This is a genomic window from Streptomyces muensis (assembly GCF_021474425.1).
GTDB classification, from domain to species: domain Bacteria; phylum Actinomycetota; class Actinomycetes; order Streptomycetales; family Streptomycetaceae; genus Streptomyces; species Streptomyces muensis.
On sequence record NZ_JAKEIP010000060.1, the window covers coordinates 19,522 to 37,471 of the forward strand.

Sequence of the window (17,950 nt, forward strand, 5' to 3'; positions counted from 1 at the left end):
GTGCGGTGTTCAGCCTACGACGGAAAGCGGCCACCTCCTCGTGCGGTCCTCAGGGCGGCCCCGCGTTCTGGATGACGCGCGCGGTGTGACGCAGCTCGGTCAGGACGGTGCGGACCGCTGTGCGGGCCGTGCGCTCGGGACGGTAGAGCGCGTCGATGTGGCGCCTGGCCCGGACTCCGCTCAGTGGCTTCAGGACCAGCGCCGGATGCGGGCGCATCGTCCAGCGGGGGATCAGGGCGATCCCGCCCCCGGCCGCAACTGCCTCGGCCACCACCGCGAACTCGTTGATGCGGTGGGCGAGGTGGGGGCGGCGGCCGGCCGCGGCGGCGATGGCCTCGATGACCGCCAGCACCGGGAAACCGTCGTGCGCCGCGATCCATCGTTGGTCGGCGACGTCACGCGGGGTGACCCGGCGCTTGGCGGCCAGCGGATGGTCGACGGGCATGGCCACGTCGAGCGGCTCGCGCAGCAGTGTCGTCGTGGCCACCGTGTCCGGCCAGGGCGGGGCGTGGTCCAGCCGGTGACCGAGGACGATGTCGTACTCCCTGGTGAGACGGGGGAAGTCCTCCTGGGGTACGTCCTCGTCGGCGAGCCTCGGCACCGGCCGGCCCGGCGCGGCGAGTACGCGCAGCAGCAGTGGGAAGAACGCGGAGCCCGCGCTGTGGAACGCCGCCACCGACACCTGCGCGTCCGGCCGCCCGAGGAACTCCTCGACGGTGTGCCGCGCCCGGGCGAGCGCCGTCTCCACCTCCACGGCCGCACCGGCCAGCGCCTGTCCGGCGTCGGTGAGCACCAGCCGACGGCCCTGCCGCTCGGTGAGCGGCACCGGGATCGCGCGCTGGAGCAGCCGTAGCTGCTGGGAGATCGCCGACGGCGTGACCAGCAGCGCCTCGGCGACCGCCGTGACACTGCCCAGTTCGCCGAGCTCCCGCAGGATCCGCAGCTGCCGTTCGTCCATGGCCCCAGTCTAGGGACGATGTAGTGCCACTAAATGATCGTTTTAGAAGGTGGTACTGGGCTTCATGGTCCCCTCCGGTGCACCGTAGGCGGGTGTCCGACGTCCGCCGTACCGATGCGGTACTCCTCCTTGTCGCGCTCGTCTGGGGTTCCAGCTATCTGTCCGCCCAGACGGCGACGGCCGCGCTGCCCGTCCTGCTGGTGCTGTTCGCCCGCTACTCCCTCTCCGCGCTCGCCTGTCTCGGTCTGGTCGCCTCCCGGCGGGGCGGGTCGCGCAGGTGGACGCGTGCCGAGCTGCGGGCCGGCGTGCCCCTGGGCCTGACCCAGGCGGCGGTCCTGGTCGTGGAGACGTACGGCGTCGCCCACACCAGTGCCGCCAACGCCGGTCTCATCATCAGCCTGACCATCGTCCTCACCCCGCTTCTCGACCGCGGCGGCCACCGCGGCGCACTGCCCGCCTCGTTCTTCGCCGCGACCGGCGTCTGCGTCCTGGCCGTCGGCCTGCTGATGTCCGGCGACGGCTTCCACGCACCGCGCCTCGGCGATCTGCTGATGCTCGGCGCCGCGGTGATCCGGGCCGGGCATGTCGCACTGGTCGGCCGCTTCACCACCGGCCGCGCGATCCGCCCGCTCCAGCTCACGACGGTGCAGACCCTCGTCGGCACGGCCCTGTTCCTGCCGGTCGCCGCCCTCGACCTGCCGACGCTGGTCCGCGCGGCCCCGGCGACCTGGGCGCAACTGGTCTATCTCGCCCTGTTCTGCAGTGTGTTCGCCTTCCTGGCCCAGACCTGGGCGGTGCAGCGCACCTCCGCGAGCCGGGCCAGTCTGCTGCTGGGCACCGAGCCGGTATGGGCCGTCGCGGTCGGCGTAGCCCTCGGCGGCGACCACCTCACCGCGCTGACCGGCCTCGGAGCGGCTCTGATGGTCGCCGGTACGTACTGGGGGCAGGCGGTGGAACGGGCGCACCGCGCCGCACCGGGGTCCCGGCTCCCCTCACACCAAGCCCTCGACACAGACGATCCCAAGGACACCGCATGCCAGAGCACACCGACACCTACGAGCACCTGATCTCCCTGCTCGACTCCTCCTCCGTCGACCACCGCCTCATCGACCACGAGCCCGAAGGCGCCACCGAGGCCGTCTGTGCGCTGCGCGGCCACCCGGCCTCCGAGGCCGCGAAGTGCATCGTGCTGCGGGTCAAGGTGGACCGGCGCACGACACGTCACGTCCTCGCGGTCGTCCCCGGGGACCGGCGAGTGGACCTGGACGCGGTCCGGGCGCTGTTCGCCGCGCGCTACGTCGGCTTCAGCGATGCGCAGACCGCCGAGCGGCTGGCCCGTGCGGTCCCCGGCACCGTCCTGCCGTTCAGCTTCGACCCCGACCTCGAACTGGTCGCCGACCCGGACGTCGTGGCCCAGCCGAAGCTGTACTTCAACGCGGCCCGGCTCGACCGCTCGCTGCTCATCTCGGGTGCCGACTACGAGCGGCTGGCCAAGCCCCGCGTCGAGCGCATCGCGACACCGGCGTCGGTGTGACGGCCCGGCGATAGGGCCGGTCCTGCGCGCCCGTCGCTCCTCAGACCGACTCGCCCGCCACCGTCTCTTCCGCCGGCTCCCTCAGCGGCCACGTGCCGTCGACCACCGCGGTCGGGTCGCCCTTGCGGCGCAGGAAGTTCTGGAAGTCCGCCGCCCACTCGGCGTACCACTCGATCTGGCGGCGGTGCAGCTCCGCCGGGCCGAGGGCCGCGATCTTGGGGTGGCGGTCGCCTATCGCACCGGCCAGCCGGGCCGCGGCGAGCGCGTCGGCGGAGGCGTCGTGGGCGGCGTCGAGGGCGATGCCGTACTCCCGGCAGACCGCTTCGAGGTTGCGCTTGCCGCGGCGGTAGCGGTCGGCCCAGCGGTCGATGGTGTACGGGTCGATGACGGGGGCGGGGTCCAGGCCGCCCAGCCGGTCGCGCAGGGACGGCAGTCCGTACCGCCGCAGTTCGGCGGAGAGCAGGCTCAGGTCGAAGGCCGCGTTGTAGGCGACGACCGGTACGCCCGTCTTCCAGTAGGTGACGAGGACGTCGGCGACGGCGTCGGCCACCTGGTCGGCGGGGCGGCCCTCGGCGGCCGCGCGCTCGTTGCTGATGCCGTGGACCGCGACCGCGTCGGCCGGGATCTCGACGCCCGGATCGGCCAGCCACTCCTTGTGCCCTATGGGCTGCCCGCCCCTGACCTCGATCACGGCGGCGGTGACGATGCGCGCCTCGCGCGGATCGGTCCCGGTCGTCTCCAGGTCGAAGCCGATCAGCAGCTCACGGTGCCAGCCCATGGGCGGTCCCCCTTCTTGGTGGTGCGTTCCCCCAGTGGTCTCCACCTTCCCATGGGCCACTGACAATCAGAGGACCGCGTTCCGCTCAGCCCCACCGGACGGTTCAGGACACGGGTCAGGACACAGGTCGCGAATCCGCCCACATGAGCTCGAACTCCTCGCGATACGTAGGGAAAAGGCCACCTTCGTCCATCTCGTCCGACTTGAGTACCCGGCTGCCGTTGCGCAGCACCAGGACCGGCGCCTCCAGCCCGCGCATCCGGCGCAGATAGGTCTGCACGACCGCGATGCCGTCGGAGCCGTCGCCGTCCACGAGGTAGGCGGTGAAGCGGGGCGTCTCGTCGAAGACCTGGATCTCGAAGGCGCCCGGGTCCCGCAGCCGGGAGCGGACCCGGCGCATGTGCAGGATGTTCATCTCGACGGCGCGGCTCAGCTCGCCGCGCTTGATGCCGAGTTCGCGTTCGCGCCGCTTGACCGCGCTGGAGGCCGGGTTCAGGAACAGCAGCCGCACCCGGCAGCCGGACTCCGCGAGCCGCACCAGCCGGCGCCCGGAGAAGTTCTGCACGAGCAGGTTGAGGCCGATGCCGATGGCGTCGAGCCGGCGGGCGCCGCCGAAGATGTCCTCGGCCGGGAACTGGCGCAGCAGCCGCACCCGGTCGGGGTGCACGGCGACCACGTCGGCGTACCGGTCGCCGACCAGGTCCTCGACGGCGTCGATGGGCAGCCGGCGCGCGGAGGGCACGTCGCCACCCGTGCCGAGGATCTCCAGCAGCCGCGCCGAGGCCCGTTCGGCCTGGTTGAGGACCGCCTCGGACAGGGCGCGGTTGCGGGAGACGACGTTCCGGGTCACTTCGAGCTCGTCCAGGGCGAGTTCGACGTCGCGGCGGTCGTCGACGTACGGCTCGAAGCACGGCCAGTGCTGCACCATCAGCTCGCGCAGCTGGGGCAGGGTGAGGAAGCTGAGGACGTTGTCGTCGGCCGGGTCCAGCAGGTAGCCCTTGCGGCGGCTGACCTCGCGCACGGCGACCGCGCGCTGCACCCACTCCTGGCCGGCCGGTCCGGCGGCGGCCACCACCCAGTCCTCGCCGTGGACGGGTTCGTAGATGGGGCGCACGACGGCGGCCACGACCGCACGCAGCCGCTGTTCGACGAGGTTCAGCCAGATGTAGGCCCGGCCGGCTCGCTGGGCGCGGGTGCGCACCTCGAGCCAGGCCTCGGTGTCCCAGTCCAGCTCCGGGCCGATGGAGCTGGTCTCCATCGGCCGGGCCAGGGACACCGTGCCGGGCGGGACGTCTGCGGAGTTCCCCTCGTGACCCTCGTCACCAGGGGGCAACTCCAGCCCTCCCGAGCCCACCCGCGCACCGCCTTCCGCTCCCCCGAGCATCCCCGTCCCAACGATCAAGGAAGGGTACTCCGGGAGCGGTGGGCGGTGCAGCCGGATGGACAGGGTCGTTTCTCAACTGTCCCGGCCGACGTGCCCGTTGATGCCCTTGAGGTCCGCCGGAGTGAGCGGATTCATAGCGGTCACGTCGCGCGGGGCGATGGAGAAGCCCTGCCAGTGGACCGGCATCGGCTGCTGGTCCTCGTCCCGCACGATGTGGTGGAAGCCCACGTTCATCCAGACCACGGGGTGGGTGAGGGACTGCCCGTTGACCCACTTGTCGACGGAGTCGGGGTGTCCGGCGGGGCAGGCACCCAGGTTGCCGCTGGCGTACTGCTCGCACTTGTTGTACTCGGTGAAGTACACGTCGTGGTTGGTGAAGGGGCGGCCCGGATACTTGGTCTGGGCGCCCGGGACGAGCTCGTAGGAGCGCGCGTGTCCGTCCTTGTTCTTGCCGGTCGCGCTGACCACCCGCCACCAGCGCATGTTCTTGGCGTCGCCGGCGAGTTCCTTGGTGACCTTCGTCAGCGTCGTCCTGTTGGTCGGACCCCGGTCGCCCGCGGCCGGGCTGACCTTCGAGTCGTACTGCTCGACGCGGTTCTTGGAGGAGCCGTCGAGGCCGAAGTCGAGCCGCCAGAAGACGTTGTGGCTGTGGCTGTCGGCGTAGTCCTTGGCGCCCTTGCCGATGGGCCAGCCGCGGCCGTCACCGGCGTCGTAGTCCTCCGGGGCGAGGCTGCCGGTCGCGCCGACGTTCATGGTCATGGTGCCGTCGTCCTGGAACCGCCACTCGGTGATGTACTCGTACCAGCTCACCTTGTTGACGGTGTAGAGCAGCAGGTCCTTGCCCTGGGCCTGGTAGGTCTTGCCGATGTTCCCGTTCGGCGGCTCGGTCTGCAGGTGGTAGGCGTGGCCGCGCGAACGCGTGGTGGCGCACAGGCCCTTGACGTTCTGCGAGTTGGAGTACATGGGCTCGCGGACCTTGACGGTCTTGATGGTGCCGCCCGGGCATTCCGCGGGCTTCATGTTCAGCAGGCCGTTGCCGAAGTTGTACTCGGTCACGTCGTTGAACTCGGAGTCGCCGTCGTCGTACGGCACATGGATCTGGGCCAGCTTGGCGCTGTTGAGGACCTTGATCGGCTTGGCCTCGCCGGGCGGCTGGTAGGAGATGTCCTCCAGGACGACACCGGAGGTGCCGTTGAAGCGCCAGCACATCCGCCAGGTGGTTCCGGTGGAGAGCTTCTGCTCGATGCGGTAGGCGGCGCTGCAGTTGGGTGCCGGGGCGGCGGCCGCCTCGGGCTGGGCGGCGGCCGGTCCCGCTCCGGTCGTCGCACCGGCGGCCAGCGCGGCCAGGGACAGGCCGAGGGCCGCCCCCCTGCGGGCACGGCTGATTCTGTTGACGCGCATGAAGAGATGACTCCCTTACAGGAGGTGCAGAGTTGGAAAAGTGAACTGAGGTCGGCTCAGCCGAGCCTGATCACCTTGCGGGCGCTCAGGTCGATCACGAAGTCCCGGGTGTCGACCCACGGGCCGTTCTTGATCTTCGGGAACAGCCGGGTGCAGCGGTGCTCGCCGCACTTCTCGACCGACGCCGACCCGCCCGGAGCGGCCCGGTACACCATGCTGCTCAGCTGAAGCTGGTCCGGCGAGGTGAGCTCCTTGCCGGTCGCGTCCTTGTAGTCCGCCTTCAGATCGGCGCCCAGCGGGTCGGCGATCAGCAGCTTGGCGGCCTCGGTCTGCTCGGCGAGGCTCAGCGGCGGCTGCACGCCGCGCTGGGTGGTGGTCCGCTCGACCTTGCCCGTGTCGAGGTTGACGGTCCTGGTGACGAGGGTGTCGTCCTGGTAGTCGTAGACCGTCACGTCGGCGCGCCGGGGCGCGCTCGCGTCGTCGACCTCGTCGGCGTCCGGCTCGGCCAGCTGCACGTCGATACGCTGCGGGCCGCGCGCGCCCCTGACGTTCTCGCTGCGGTCGATCAGCTGCCGGTTCACCGCGAGCTTCTCGACCCGCGCGATCTCGTCGTCGGTCAGCGGGTCGTTGCCCTTGCCGCGGTCGCCCTCGGCCGGCGCCTCCTCGACCACGCCGGGCTGCACGGCCGCGGCGCCGTCCCGGCCCTGCGCCGACTGCTGGGTCGACCGGCCGCCGCTGTCGGTCCCTCCCGTCGTGTCCGCCCCCGCCGTGCCCGGCAGGGTGATTCCGATCATCACGGCGGTTCCGGCCACCGCGACGGCCGCACCGGCCACCACCTTGCCCAGATGGCGGTGCACTATCTCGCGCACATCTTCCCCCTACTCCCCCAACATCCACGGGAGTACGTGTCTGCCCCACCGGTACGCCCCTGGTGGCCGTACCGCGTCTGCACTGGTCGACCGGTAAGAGGGACGTAAGTCATAGGTGGTTCCCTCACTTTCGGGGAGACTCGACGGCAAGGCGCCCCCGACGGCGTGCCCGAGCTGAAAGAGTCGTGTCCATGCAGGTCTGGCCTGGAGAGGCATATCCACTCGGTGCCACCTACGACGGCGCCGGCACCAACTTCGCGGTCTTCACGGAGGCCGCGGACCGAGTAGAGCTGTGTCTGCTGCACGACGACGGCTCGGAGACGGCGGTGGAACTGCGCGAGAGCGACGCCTTCGTACGGCACGCGTACGTGCCGGGCGTCATGCCGGGACAGCGCTACGGCTTCCGGGTGCACGGCCCGTACGCCCCGGAGCGCGGTCTGCGCTGCAACTCCGCGAAGCTGTTGCTCGACCCGTACGCCAAGGCGATCAGCGGCGCGATCCGCTGGGGCGAGGAGGTGTACGGCTACCACTTCGACGCGCCCGACCGGCGCAACGACCTGGACTCGGCCCCGCACACCATGTCGTCGGTCGTGGTCAACCCGTACTTCGACTGGGGCGACGACCGCCGGCCGCGCACCGAGTACCACCACACGGTGATCTACGAGGCCCATGTCAAGGGCCTCACGATGCGCCACCCGGGGCTGCCCGAGGAACTGCGCGGCACCTACGCCGCGCTCGCGCACCCGGCGCTCATCGAGCACCTCACCGAGCTGGGCGTGACGGCGCTGGAGCTGATGCCGGTCCACCAGTTCGTCAACGACCACCGGCTGGTCGACATGGGCCTGAACAACTACTGGGGCTACAACACGATCGGCTTCTTCGCCCCGCACAACGCCTACGCCTCCTGGGGCGACCGCGGCCAGCAGGTCCTGGAGTTCAAGTCGGCGGTCCGGGCGCTGCACGAGGCCGGTATCGAGGTCATCCTCGACGTGGTCTACAACCACACCGCCGAGGGCAACCATCTCGGCCCCACGCTGTCCTTCCGCGGCCTGGACAATCCGCAGTACTACCGGCTCACCGACGACCCGCGCTACTACATGGACACCACCGGGACCGGGAACTCCCTGCTCATGCGGTCCCCGCACGTCCTGCAGCTGATCATGGACTCGCTGCGGTACTGGGTCACCGAGATGCATGTCGACGGCTTCCGCTTCGACCTCGCGGCCACCCTGGCCCGGCAGTTCCACGAGGTGGACCGGCTGTCGTCGTTCTTCGACCTGGTGCAGCAGGACCCGGTGGTCTCCCAGGTGAAGCTGATCGCCGAGCCGTGGGACGTGGGCGAGGGCGGCTACCAGGTGGGCAACTTCCCGCCGCTGTGGACCGAGTGGAACGGCAAGTACCGCGACACCGTACGGGACCTGTGGCGCGGCGAGCACCGGGCGCTGGCGGAGTTCGCCTCCCGGCTGACCGGCTCGTCCGACCTGTACCAGGACGACGGGCGGCGACCACTGGCCTCCATCAACTTCGTCACCTGCCACGACGGCTTCACCCTGCACGACCTGGTCTCGTACAACGACAAGCACAACCACGCCAACGGCGAGGACAACCGGGACGGCGAGAGCCACAACCGGTCCTGGAACTGCGGGGCGGAGGGCGAGAGCGACGATCCGGCCGTCCTGGAGCTGCGCGCCCGTCAGATGCGCAACTTCATCGCCACGCTGATGCTGTCCCAGGGCGTGCCGATGCTCAGCCACGGCGACGAGTTCGCGCGCACGCAGCGCGGCAACAACAACGCGTACTGCCAGGACAGCGAGCTGGCCTGGGTGAAGTGGCTCGACGCCGACGAGACCGACAGCGGGCTGCTCGCCTTCACGCGCGCGATGGTGTGGCTGCGGCGGGACCATCCGGTCTTCCGCAGGCGGCGCTTCTTCCACGGACGCCCCGTGGAGGGCACGCACGACGACCTGTCGGACATCGCCTGGTTCACCCCGCAGGGCAAGGAGATGACCCAGCGGGACTGGGACCGCGCGCAGGCCTCCGCGCTGACGGTGTTCCTCAACGGCAACGCGATCTCGGAGCCGGGCTCGCGCGGGGAACGCATCAGCGACGACTCGTTCCTGCTGATGTTCAACGCCTCACCGAAGACCCTCGACTTCGTCGTGCCGGTCAACCACGGCCGGCAGTGGCAGGTGGTCGTCGACACCGCGCGCGCGGACGGGGTGCCGCCGGGGACGGGGGCCAAGGTGCAGGCCGGGGAGCGGTTGACGCTGGTGGACCGCAGCATGACGGTGCTGCAGCGGCCGGTCTAGGACGGTTCACCCGGCCGAGGGCCGATGGGCGGCCCACGTGGCGGGGCCGATGACACGAAGGGCGGCAGGGCGGGTACGTACGTTTCCATGACACCTGAGCGACCTGACCCGATGGTGCCGACCGCCACCTACCGGCTGCAGCTGCAGCCCGCGTTCCCGTTCGCGGCCGCGGCCGCGGCCGTGCCGTACCTGGCCTCGCTCGGCGTCTCGCATCTGCATCTGTCCCCGGTCCTGGAGGCGGTCCCGGGGTCGGGGCACGGCTACGACGTCGTGGACCACGCGCGCGTGCGCGCGGAACTGGGCGGTGAGGAGGGGCTGCGCGCACTGGCGCGGACCGCGCGGGAACACGGGTTGGGCCTGGTGGTGGACATCGTGCCGAACCACATGGCGATGGCCCCGCGCCACAACCGCGCCCTGTGGGAGGTGCTGCGCGAGGGCGCCGAGTCGCCGTACGCGCGATGGTTCGACATCGACTGGGAGGCGCAGGGCGGCCGGGTGCTGCTGCCGGTGCTGGGGCGTCCGCTGGGCGAGGAGCTCGGTCACCTGGAGGTGGACGGTGACGTCCTGCGCTACCACGACCATGTGTTCCCGCTGCGCGAGGGCACCGGGGAACTGCCGCTGCCGCGGCTCCTGGACGCGCAGTGGTACCGCCTGGCGTGGTGGCGGCTGGCCCGGACGGAGCTCAACTACCGGCGGTTCTTCAGCATCTCGGAGCTGATCGGGGTGCGGGTGGAGGACCCGGAGGTGTTCGACGCCTCGCACGCCAAGATCCTCCAGCTTCTCCACGAGGGTGTGATCGACGGCCTGCGGATCGACCATCCCGACGGTCTCGCCGACCCCGACGGCTATCTCCGGCGCCTTCACGAGGCGACCGGCGGACGCTGGACGGTCGTGGAGAAGATCCTCTCGGACGGGGAGCACCTGCCGGCCTCCTGGCCCGTCGCGGGCACCACCGGCTACGACGCGCTGCGGCACGTCGACGGCCTCTTCACCGACCCGGCCGGGTTCGGGGAACTCCTCGGCCAGTACCGGCGGTTCGCGGCCCCGCAGACGGACCGGGGCGGCGACTGGGAGGCCACGGTGCGGCGGGCGGCGTACAAGGTGCTCACGCACGAGCTGGCCACGGAGGTGGACCGGCTGACGCGGGTGGCGAGCCGCCTGTGCGCCACGTCCCCGGAGCCCGCGCTGCGCGACCGGGCGCCCTGGGCGCTGCGTACCGCGCTTCAGGAGCTCCTGGTCCGGCTTGAGGTCTACCGGCCGTACGCCTCCGGTGACGCGGCCCTTGTGGTCACCGAGGAAGCCGCTGCCGAGGCCCGGCTCGCCTTCGTGGTGCCCGAGGAGGCCGGCGCGGTCGACGTGGTGCGCGACCTGGTGCTCGGGCGGGCCGGTGACGGACCGGAGCACGTGGAGTTCCGGACGCGGTTCGCGCAGACGGCGTCGGCGTTGCGGGCCAAGTCGGTGGAGGACACGGCGTTCTACCGCCATGTGCCGCTGCTGTCGGCGACCGAGGTGGGCGGGAACCCGGGGAGCCCCGCGGTCTCGCCGGACGAGTTCCACGCGTACTGCGCGCGCGTGCAGCGCGACTGGCCCGGGACCGGGACGGCCGTCTCGACGCACGACACCAAGCGCAGTGCCGACGTACGAGCCGCGCTGGCCGTGCTCACGCAGTGCCCCGAGCGCTGGGCCGACGTGCTGACCGAGGTGACCCGGGACGGCGAGGGCGTCCCGGACGCGCAGCTGGCGTGGGCCGCCTGGCAGACGGTGTTCGGTCTGGGCGAGGCGGACGTCGACCGCGTTCAGGGGGCGCTGTTGAAGCATGTGCGCGAGGCCGGGTTGTTCACGAGCTGGACGGAGCAGGAGCCGCCGTACGAGGAGGCGGTGGCGGCGTTCGTCGCCGCGGGGCCGTGCGGTGCGCACGCCGAGCGCGTCGCCGCCTTCCGGAGCCGTCTGGAGCCGCACATCCGGGCGAACGTGCTGGGCATGGCCCTGACCCAGTTGACGATGCCGGGCGTGCCTGACGTCTACCAGGGCACGGAGGGCGAGTACCGGGCGCTGGTGGACCCGGACAACCGCGGGGTCGCGCGGTTCCCGCACGAGGACCCCGGCGAGAAGGGCGCGGTGACGACGGCCGCGCTACGGCTGCGCAGTCGGCGCCCGAAGGTGTTCGGGGACTCGGCGTCGTACGCGCCCTTGGCCGCCGAGGGCCTCTCGGCCGCCCACTGTGTGGCCTTCGCGCGCTCCGGAGAGGTGGTCACCGCGGTGACCCGGCTGTCGCTGCGGCTGGCCCGGGCGGGCGGCTGGCGGGAGACCGTGCTGCCGTTGCCGCCGGGGCGGTGGGCCGATGTGCTCGCTCCGGAGCGGGAGTTCACCGGGCACGCGCGCGTGGCGGAGTTGTTCGAGCGGCTGCCGGTGGCGTTGCTCGAACGGGTCGGTGAGGAGACGGGAGTGTGAGCCGTGCTCACGGGGCGTACGGCCGTGCGGCGCGCCGTGGCCTCGTGCTCGCGACCGGCTCGGGCCCGCGTGCGCTCCCGGGGCTCGGGTACGGCGGCCGGCGCGTGGTGACGAGCGCCGAGGCCCTCGCACGCCCGGCCGCCCCGACGCGCATCAGTGCAGGCGAAGGGTGCGCGACGGCCGGCGGAGCGGACCTGGCACTCCCGCTGACGGCGACCGGCCGTATCTCTCGGCGGCCAATGCGACCGGGCGCCCCCGGGAGGCTCCCCCGTGCACTCCTTGACAGGTAAACCAGACCGTGGGGTACTGCGGATTGCGAGCCGGGCGGACGTGACGGGGGTGAGTCTCCTGCCGGAGCTGCGCTACCCCACGCTGACCGAACTAGTCATGTCCGCCCGCGCACTGGCCGCTCACCGTCCGGGCCTGTGCACGCTGAGACAGGTGGGGACGTCCCGGGCGGGCAGACCCCTCCACCTGCTGTCCATCGGTCACACCCGGCGCGCCGTCCTGGTGGTCGCCGGCGCGCATTCCAACGAGCCGACGGGCGGCCCCACACTCCTCGCGGTCGCCGAACGGGTGCTGCACGAGCGGGAGTTGCGGGCCGACACCTCCTGGCACTTCCTGCTGTGCGCGGATCCCGACGGCGCGAGCCTGCACGTCACCCCGGCGCCTCGCACCCTGTTCGACTACCATCGCGGCTTCTTCCGGCCCGCGGCCCCGGAGCAGCCGGAGTGGGCGCCGGCCGCGCTGCCGCCCGACCGGCTGCCGCCCGAGACCCGCGCGCTGACCCGGGTCATCGACGAACTGCGCCCCTACCTCCAGGTGACGCTGCACGGGACCGATCTGGGCGGCAGCTGGGTGCAGTTGACGAAGGACGTCCCCGGACTCGCCGAGCCGTTCGCGAAGTCGGCGGCGCAGTTGCACATCCCGGTGGAGACCGGCGCCTCGGACGCGGCGGGCTGGCCCGCGTCCGGCCCCGGTGTGCACGTCATGCCGGCGCCCGGCGCGGGGGCGGCGTATCCGAGCATGCCGGACGACGCGCGCAGCAGCACCTGGTACCACGTGCACCGGTACGGCGGGCTGACCGCGGTCGTCGAGGTTCCGATGTGGGCGAGCGACCTGGTGGACGACCCGGCGCCGCATCCGGCGCCGGCGAGGGCGATGCGGCGGCTGGCGGCCCGGCTGCTGCGCGACACCGTGGAGGTGGAGCGGGTGCTCGCCGAGGCGCTCCCCCGTCTGGACGGTGTCGACGGGCCGTTGCTGCGGGCCTCGAAGTGGGCGCTGGAGCTGGTGCCGGGTCTGGCCGCCGACTGGGCGCAATCGCCGCCCGCCGACAACACCATGGCGTACGTCGGGAGCGTGGACGCATTCGGGCGCCGGCTGCCGTTGCGGGCGGCGGCCATGCTGCTGCGCGTCCTTCAGGAGGCCGACGACCGCGGGGCGCAGCGCCTGGAACACCTCGTGGCGAGCTGGAGCGACGCCTTCGCCGAACGCTTCCGCGCCCGCTGGGTGCCCCTGGAGCACCAGGTCGAGCACCAGTCCCGCACGGTCGTCGCGGCGGCCCTGCACGCGCGCGAGGGAGCGACGTGAGCCGAGCCGCCCGTATGGGGCCGGTCGGCGCGAGCCGTGGCGCCGTACGCGCGCGTGCGTCCGTGTGGCGTACGGCGTCAGCCGTCCAGGGCGAACACCGACCCCGTCCGCGCTCCCATCGCACAGCCGTTGGCGAAGGTCTCGCGGTAGTCGACCGGCCGGCCGTTCCACTCCCCGCGCGCGTGGACGGTCACCGGGGCGTAGATCATCGGGCAGAACGCGTCCACCGTGCGCAGCCGGCTGATGTCGCCGCCCACCCGCTCCAGGTCCGCGCAGGCCTCGGCCGCCTTCTGGTGGCCCTGCGGCGGGTCGCACAGCAGCAGCGTGCCGTGCGGGTCGCCGTGGCGGGCGTCGCCCCGGGTGACCGTCAGATAGAGCCAGCTTCCCGGCTGGGGTTCCTGGACCACCGCCCGCGCGGGAGTGGCGCCGAGGACGAGCATGGCGGCCGCCGCCAGCAGGCCGCCCCGTACCGCTTTCGCCGTGAATGAGTGCGTCATTCCCGATGCATCGGCACGGCGGCCCCGGCATTCCACCCCGACTCACCCGAACGGGAGCACGCGGGAGCGTGCCGTCCGGCGAGTTCGAACGCGGCGAGCACGACCCGCGCCTGGTACTCCACCTGGCGGGCGACCGGTATCCAGCGTGCCCCGCAGCCGTCGCGGTAGTCCTCGCACCACTCCTCGATGAGCAGGTCCAGCTCGGGCAGCGCGCCGGCCGGGTCGCGCCCGGCGCCCGTCACGAGCTGGTGCAGCAGCCCGGCGGTCCGCAGCGCCAGGCGCCGACCGGCGATGCGCAGGGCGGCCAGGTGGGCGGTGCTGAGCGAGGGAAGGGGGTGTACGCCGACCGGGTCCGTCACGTCGGGGTCCCAGGTGTCGGCGAGCCCGGGGCAGACCAGTAAATAGTCGTCGACCGGGGCGAGCAGCCGGGCCGTGTCGGGTCCGGCGGGCAGGTGCGGCCGCAGGCGTTCCAGCAGCCCGTTCAGGACGCGGGTGTCGTGCCGCAGGGTGTGGCTCACCCTGCGCAGGACCGTTTCCTCATCCGGGTGCGGGGCGCCGTCCTCCACGCCGGCCACACCCCACATGGGGGCCTCGACGACCGCCGTGACCGTGCCGTGCCGGTACGGGTGGAACCACGTCGACTCGACGGCCGCCTCGGTGATGGCGGCGGCCAGGTCGCCTCGGCGCGGCCTGGGGATCCGGTAGACGGCGGGTCCCAGTTCCGGCCAGTACAGGGTGTCGTAGGGGCCGAGCTCGCGCGGGATGCCGAGGCGGGCGGCGGTGTGGGCGACGCGCTGGGAGAGGCCGGGCAGGTCGTGGGTCAGCTCGACGAAGCCGCCGCCGACGTCGACGCCGTGCAGGGAGCACTGCAGGAAGGGCCGCAGTTCGTCCTGGAGTTCGAGCAGCGCGCGGGTCTCGGGCAGCGTGGCCCGGTCCGCGCCGTCCGGCAGCCATTCGGGCTGCTCCAGGAAGCCGGGGCGGAAGAAGTGCCGGAAGTAGCCGGACAGGGCGTAGGGGCCGGGCAACCAGCCCTCGTTGCGGCGCAGACCGTCGGGATCGAGGCACAGCAGCAGGTTCCAGGTGGCGTCGGCGCCCTCGTGCAGCCGGGGGTCGGCGAGCACCCGTTCGGCCAGCCGGAGCACGGTGGCGCCGCCGACCGGCTCGTTGGCGTGCGGACCGGCGACGACTAGGGCCTGACGGCTGCCGTGGCCGACGGACAACAGCCACAGGGGCGTGCCCGCGCGGGACGTCCCGACGCGGCGCAGACGGGCGTCGCGGGGGCGGCGGGCGACGAGCGCGGACGCCCGGGCGCCCAGCTCGTCGACGGTCGGGTAGCGGAGGAGTGGCGGCAGGGCACACCTCCACAATGCGGTGCCGTCGGTTCACCTGATGTGCATGGTGTACGCACAGTCAGTCACGAGTTGACGACTACGTCAACACCACAGAGGGCAAAGGGACTTGAGTCAACACTTCAACCAAGGGGCAGGCCAGGGCCGTGGCGGGGCTCAGTTCGCGGCGAGCCGGAACGACATCCGGCCGAAGCCGACCTGATCCCCCTCGCGGACCACGACGGCACCGATGACACGTCGGCCGTTGACCGTGGTGCCGTTGGTGGAGCCGAGGTCGCGCAGGACCCACAGGCCGCCCTGGTGACTCAGTTCGGCGTGCACCCGCGACACCGTCTCGTGGGTCAGCCGCAATCCGTTGAGCGGGTCGCGGCCGATGCGGAGCGGGTGGCCGGCCGAGGGGTGGGGCAGCGGCAGCTTGGGCAGCCGCTCGGCCTGCCACGCCCTGCGCAGCCGTACGGTGAACCCGGAGACCGCCTCGACGGTGCCGAACACCAGACGCGACAGACGGCTCTCGGAGGGCAGGTCCGCGGTGAGCGCGGCGAGCTCGTCGGCACGGCGGGCGGAGAGCGCGAGTTCCATGCGCCGCACGAACGTGTCATGTGACAGCCGGCCCATGGCGACGCCGTCACGGAGCACCTTCAGCGCCTTGTCGCGCTCCACGTCGGAAAGCCGCGCGGGGTACGTGTTGAACTCGAAGGACGACGTCACGTCGCTGATTGTCGGTCAGCGAACCCCCGGTGTCCAGAAAACGGGGAAACGGCCACAACGCGCGCGTGATCGACAGGACCGGTCACGACACCTGCCGCAAAAGGGAAGATTCAGAAGCGGATTGATCTCGATTGAAGCACCATGGACGGGGCCAGGGTCTGTCCGGCGGATCAGGCCGGCTGAAGGAAGCAGCCCCTTCCGGCCAAGCCGAGCGGGGTCTGGTGCGTGCAGCTGCAAGGCGGAGGAGGGCGTCGACGCGGAGCGTCGGCAACCGACGACAACGCGGCAGATGTGCGTGCCAGACCCCGCGACGCCGGCATGATCCGCCGGACAGGCCCTGGATCACGGTGAGCAGACGAAGGGGAACCGTCCGTGCAGTTCGAGGTGTGGGCACCGCAGGCCGGCCGTGTGACGCTCCATTGTGAGGGTGTCACGCGCGCGTTGGAGCGCGATACCGATCGCGCGGGATGGTGGCGGGGGGAGGCGGAGGCGCGGGACGGGACACGGTACGGCTTCGCGCTGGACGACGGCCCCGTGCTGCCCGATCCGCGCTCGCGCCGGCAGCCGGACGGCCCGGACGGGTTGAGCGCGGTCGTCGACCACGGACGGTTCGAGTGGCGTACCGAGTGGGCGGGACGGCCGTTGCCCGGCGCGGTGCTGTACGAGCTGCATGTGGGCACGTACACGCGGGAGGGCACGCTCGACGCGGCCGCCGAGCGGCTCGGGCATCTCGTCGAACTGGGCGTCACCCACGTCGAGTTGATGCCGCTGTGCCCCTTTCCCGGGCGGCACGGCTGGGGGTACGAGGGCGTCTCGCTGTGGGCCGTGCACGAGCCGTACGGTGGTTCCGAGGCGCTGAAACGCTTTGTCGACCGGGCGCACGAGCTGGGTCTCGGGGTGCTCCTGGACGTCGTGCACAACCACTTCGGCCCGTCCGGGAACTACTTGCCCGCCTTCGGCCCCTACCTCACGGACAAGCACCACACCCCCTGGGGTTCCGCGGTCAACCTGGACGCGCCCGGCTCGGACGAGGTGCGCGCGTACCTCCTGGAGAGCTCGCTGGCCTGGCTGCGGGACTACCGGCTCGACGGGCTGCGGCTGGACGCGGTGCACGCGTTGAAGGACACGCGCGCGTGCCACTTCCTGGAGGAGCTGTCGACGGCCGTCGACGCCCTCGCCGCCGACCTCGGCCGGCCGCTGTCCCTGATCGCCGAGTCGGATCTGAACGACCCCCGGCTCATCGCCGCGCGCGAGGAGGGCGGCCTCGGTCTGCACGCGCAGTGGAACGACGACTTCCACCACACCCTGCACACCGCGCTGACCGGCGAGTCCCAGGGCTACTACGCCGACTTCGCGCGCACTCCCATGGCCGGCCTCGCCAAGACCCTGACCGGCGGCTACTTCCACGACGGCACGTACTCGAGTTTCCGGGGCCGGCGCCACGGTCGCCCGCTGGACCGTACGCGCGTGGCGGCGCACCGCCTCCTCGGCTACGGCCAGACCCACGACCAGGTCGGCAACCGCGCCCAGGGCGACCGGCTCGCCGCCCTGCTCTCCCCGGGCCTGCTGGCCTGCGCGGCCACGCTGACGCTGACCGCGCCGTTCACGCCGATGCTGTTCATGGGCGAGGAGTGGGCCGCCGGCACGCCCTGGCAGTTCTTCACCGACCACACCGATCCCGAGCTCGCTGAAGCCGTACGGCGCGGCAGACGGCGGGAGTTCGCGGAGCACGGCTGGGCCGAGGAGGACGTGCCCGACCCGCAGGACCCGGCGACCCGGGACCGCTCCTGCCTCGACTGGTCCGAAATCGACGGCGAGCCCCACGCGCGCGTGCTGGACTGGTACCGCCGTCTCATCGCCCTGCGCCACGAACAGCCCGACCTCACCGACCCGGACCTCGCCGACACCAAGGTGGCCTACGACGAGCGGGAGCGCTGGCTCGCCTTCCGGCGCGGTGACGTACGCGTGGCGGTCAACCTCGCCAAGGAGGCGGCGGCGATCCCGCTGGGGCCGCGCCGGGCCACCGTACTGGCGGCGTGGGAGCCGGTGGAGGCGCCGGGCGCGGACGGGGTGCTGCATGTGCCCGGGGAGTCGGGGGTGGTGTTGCTGCAGGGGTGAGCGG

At 72.1% G+C, this 17,950-nt stretch carries 14 protein-coding genes; 6 read left to right on the top strand and 8 right to left on the bottom strand.

What is annotated here, in order from left to right:
* Window positions 1–49: 49 nt before the first annotated feature.
* A complete protein-coding gene (locus L0P92_RS17025) occupies window positions 50–958 on the bottom strand; it encodes a LysR family transcriptional regulator (RefSeq protein ID WP_234763566.1) in 909 nt (302 codons plus the stop codon).
* 92 nt (window positions 959–1,050) lie between these two features.
* Here L0P92_RS17025 and L0P92_RS17030 point away from each other — a divergent pair, with 92 nt between their 5' ends.
* Window positions 1,051–2,025 carry a DMT family transporter gene (locus tag L0P92_RS17030; protein WP_234763567.1) on the top strand — a complete coding sequence of 325 codons (975 nt, stop codon included), beginning with the start codon at window positions 1,051–1,053 and terminating at the stop codon, window positions 2,023–2,025.
* On the top strand, window positions 1,992–2,492 hold the full coding sequence (locus tag L0P92_RS17035) for a YbaK/EbsC family protein (protein WP_234763568.1): 501 nt from the start codon (window positions 1,992–1,994) through the stop codon (window positions 2,490–2,492). Before L0P92_RS17030 ends, L0P92_RS17035 begins: the two co-directional genes overlap by 34 nt.
* 40 nt (window positions 2,493–2,532) lie before the next feature.
* Here the strand turns inward: L0P92_RS17035 and L0P92_RS17040 are convergent, their stop codons facing one another.
* The 4 genes from L0P92_RS17040 to L0P92_RS17055 form a co-directional block, all read right to left on the bottom strand.
* The gene (locus tag L0P92_RS17040) at window positions 2,533–3,270 is read right to left on the bottom strand and encodes a 3'-5' exonuclease (protein WP_234763569.1); all 738 of its coding nucleotides are present in this window, start codon (window positions 3,268–3,270) and stop codon (window positions 2,533–2,535) included.
* Between the two features lie 115 nt (window positions 3,271–3,385).
* A complete protein-coding gene (locus tag L0P92_RS17045; protein WP_234763581.1) occupies window positions 3,386–4,654 on the bottom strand; it encodes a DUF5919 domain-containing protein in 1,269 nt (422 codons plus the stop codon).
* 72 nt (window positions 4,655–4,726) lie between these two features.
* A complete protein-coding gene (locus L0P92_RS17050; RefSeq protein ID WP_234763570.1) occupies window positions 4,727–6,055 on the bottom strand; it encodes a copper amine oxidase in 1,329 nt (442 codons plus the stop codon).
* Window positions 6,056–6,111: 56 nt separating this feature from the next.
* The gene (locus tag L0P92_RS17055) at window positions 6,112–6,924 is read right to left on the bottom strand and encodes a Tat pathway signal sequence domain protein (RefSeq protein WP_234763571.1); all 813 of its coding nucleotides are present in this window, start codon (window positions 6,922–6,924) and stop codon (window positions 6,112–6,114) included.
* Between the two features lie 191 nt (window positions 6,925–7,115).
* On the opposite strand from L0P92_RS17055, the gene glgX reads away from it, so the two are divergent.
* The 3 genes from glgX (at window position 7,116) to L0P92_RS17070 (ending at window position 13,274) form a co-directional block, all read left to right on the top strand.
* Window positions 7,116–9,233, top strand: coding sequence for a glycogen debranching protein GlgX (glgX, locus tag L0P92_RS17060; protein WP_234763572.1), 2,118 nt, complete (start codon window positions 7,116–7,118; stop codon window positions 9,231–9,233).
* 87 nt (window positions 9,234–9,320) lie between these two features.
* Window positions 9,321–11,684, top strand: a complete 2,364-nt coding sequence (gene treY, locus L0P92_RS17065) for a malto-oligosyltrehalose synthase (protein WP_234763573.1) — start codon at window positions 9,321–9,323, stop codon at window positions 11,682–11,684.
* 339 nt (window positions 11,685–12,023) lie between these two features.
* Window positions 12,024–13,274, top strand: coding sequence for a M14 family zinc carboxypeptidase (locus L0P92_RS17070; protein WP_234763574.1), 1,251 nt, complete (start codon window positions 12,024–12,026; stop codon window positions 13,272–13,274).
* A gap of 77 nt (window positions 13,275–13,351) precedes the next feature.
* Here L0P92_RS17070 and L0P92_RS17075 read toward each other — a convergent pair whose 3' ends face one another.
* From L0P92_RS17075 to L0P92_RS17085, 3 genes are all read right to left on the bottom strand, one after another.
* Window positions 13,352–13,771 (bottom strand): SSI family serine proteinase inhibitor, encoded by a 420-nt coding sequence (locus tag L0P92_RS17075; protein ID WP_234763575.1) that lies wholly within the window; start codon window positions 13,769–13,771, stop codon window positions 13,352–13,354.
* Complete coding sequence (locus L0P92_RS17080) at window positions 13,768–15,138, bottom strand: M14 family zinc carboxypeptidase (protein ID WP_234763576.1); 1,371 nt, start codon at window positions 15,136–15,138, stop codon at window positions 13,768–13,770. Before L0P92_RS17080 ends, L0P92_RS17075 begins: the two co-directional genes overlap by 4 nt.
* 138 nt (window positions 15,139–15,276) lie before the next feature.
* Window positions 15,277–15,828 carry an FHA domain-containing protein gene (locus L0P92_RS17085; RefSeq protein WP_234763577.1) on the bottom strand — a complete coding sequence of 184 codons (552 nt, stop codon included), beginning with the start codon at window positions 15,826–15,828 and terminating at the stop codon, window positions 15,277–15,279.
* 372 nt (window positions 15,829–16,200) lie between these two features.
* Between L0P92_RS17085 and treZ the strand changes: the two genes are divergently transcribed.
* Window positions 16,201–17,946 carry a malto-oligosyltrehalose trehalohydrolase gene (gene treZ, locus L0P92_RS17090; RefSeq protein WP_234763578.1) on the top strand — a complete coding sequence of 582 codons (1,746 nt, stop codon included), beginning with the start codon at window positions 16,201–16,203 and terminating at the stop codon, window positions 17,944–17,946.
* Window positions 17,947–17,950 lie beyond the last annotated feature (4 nt).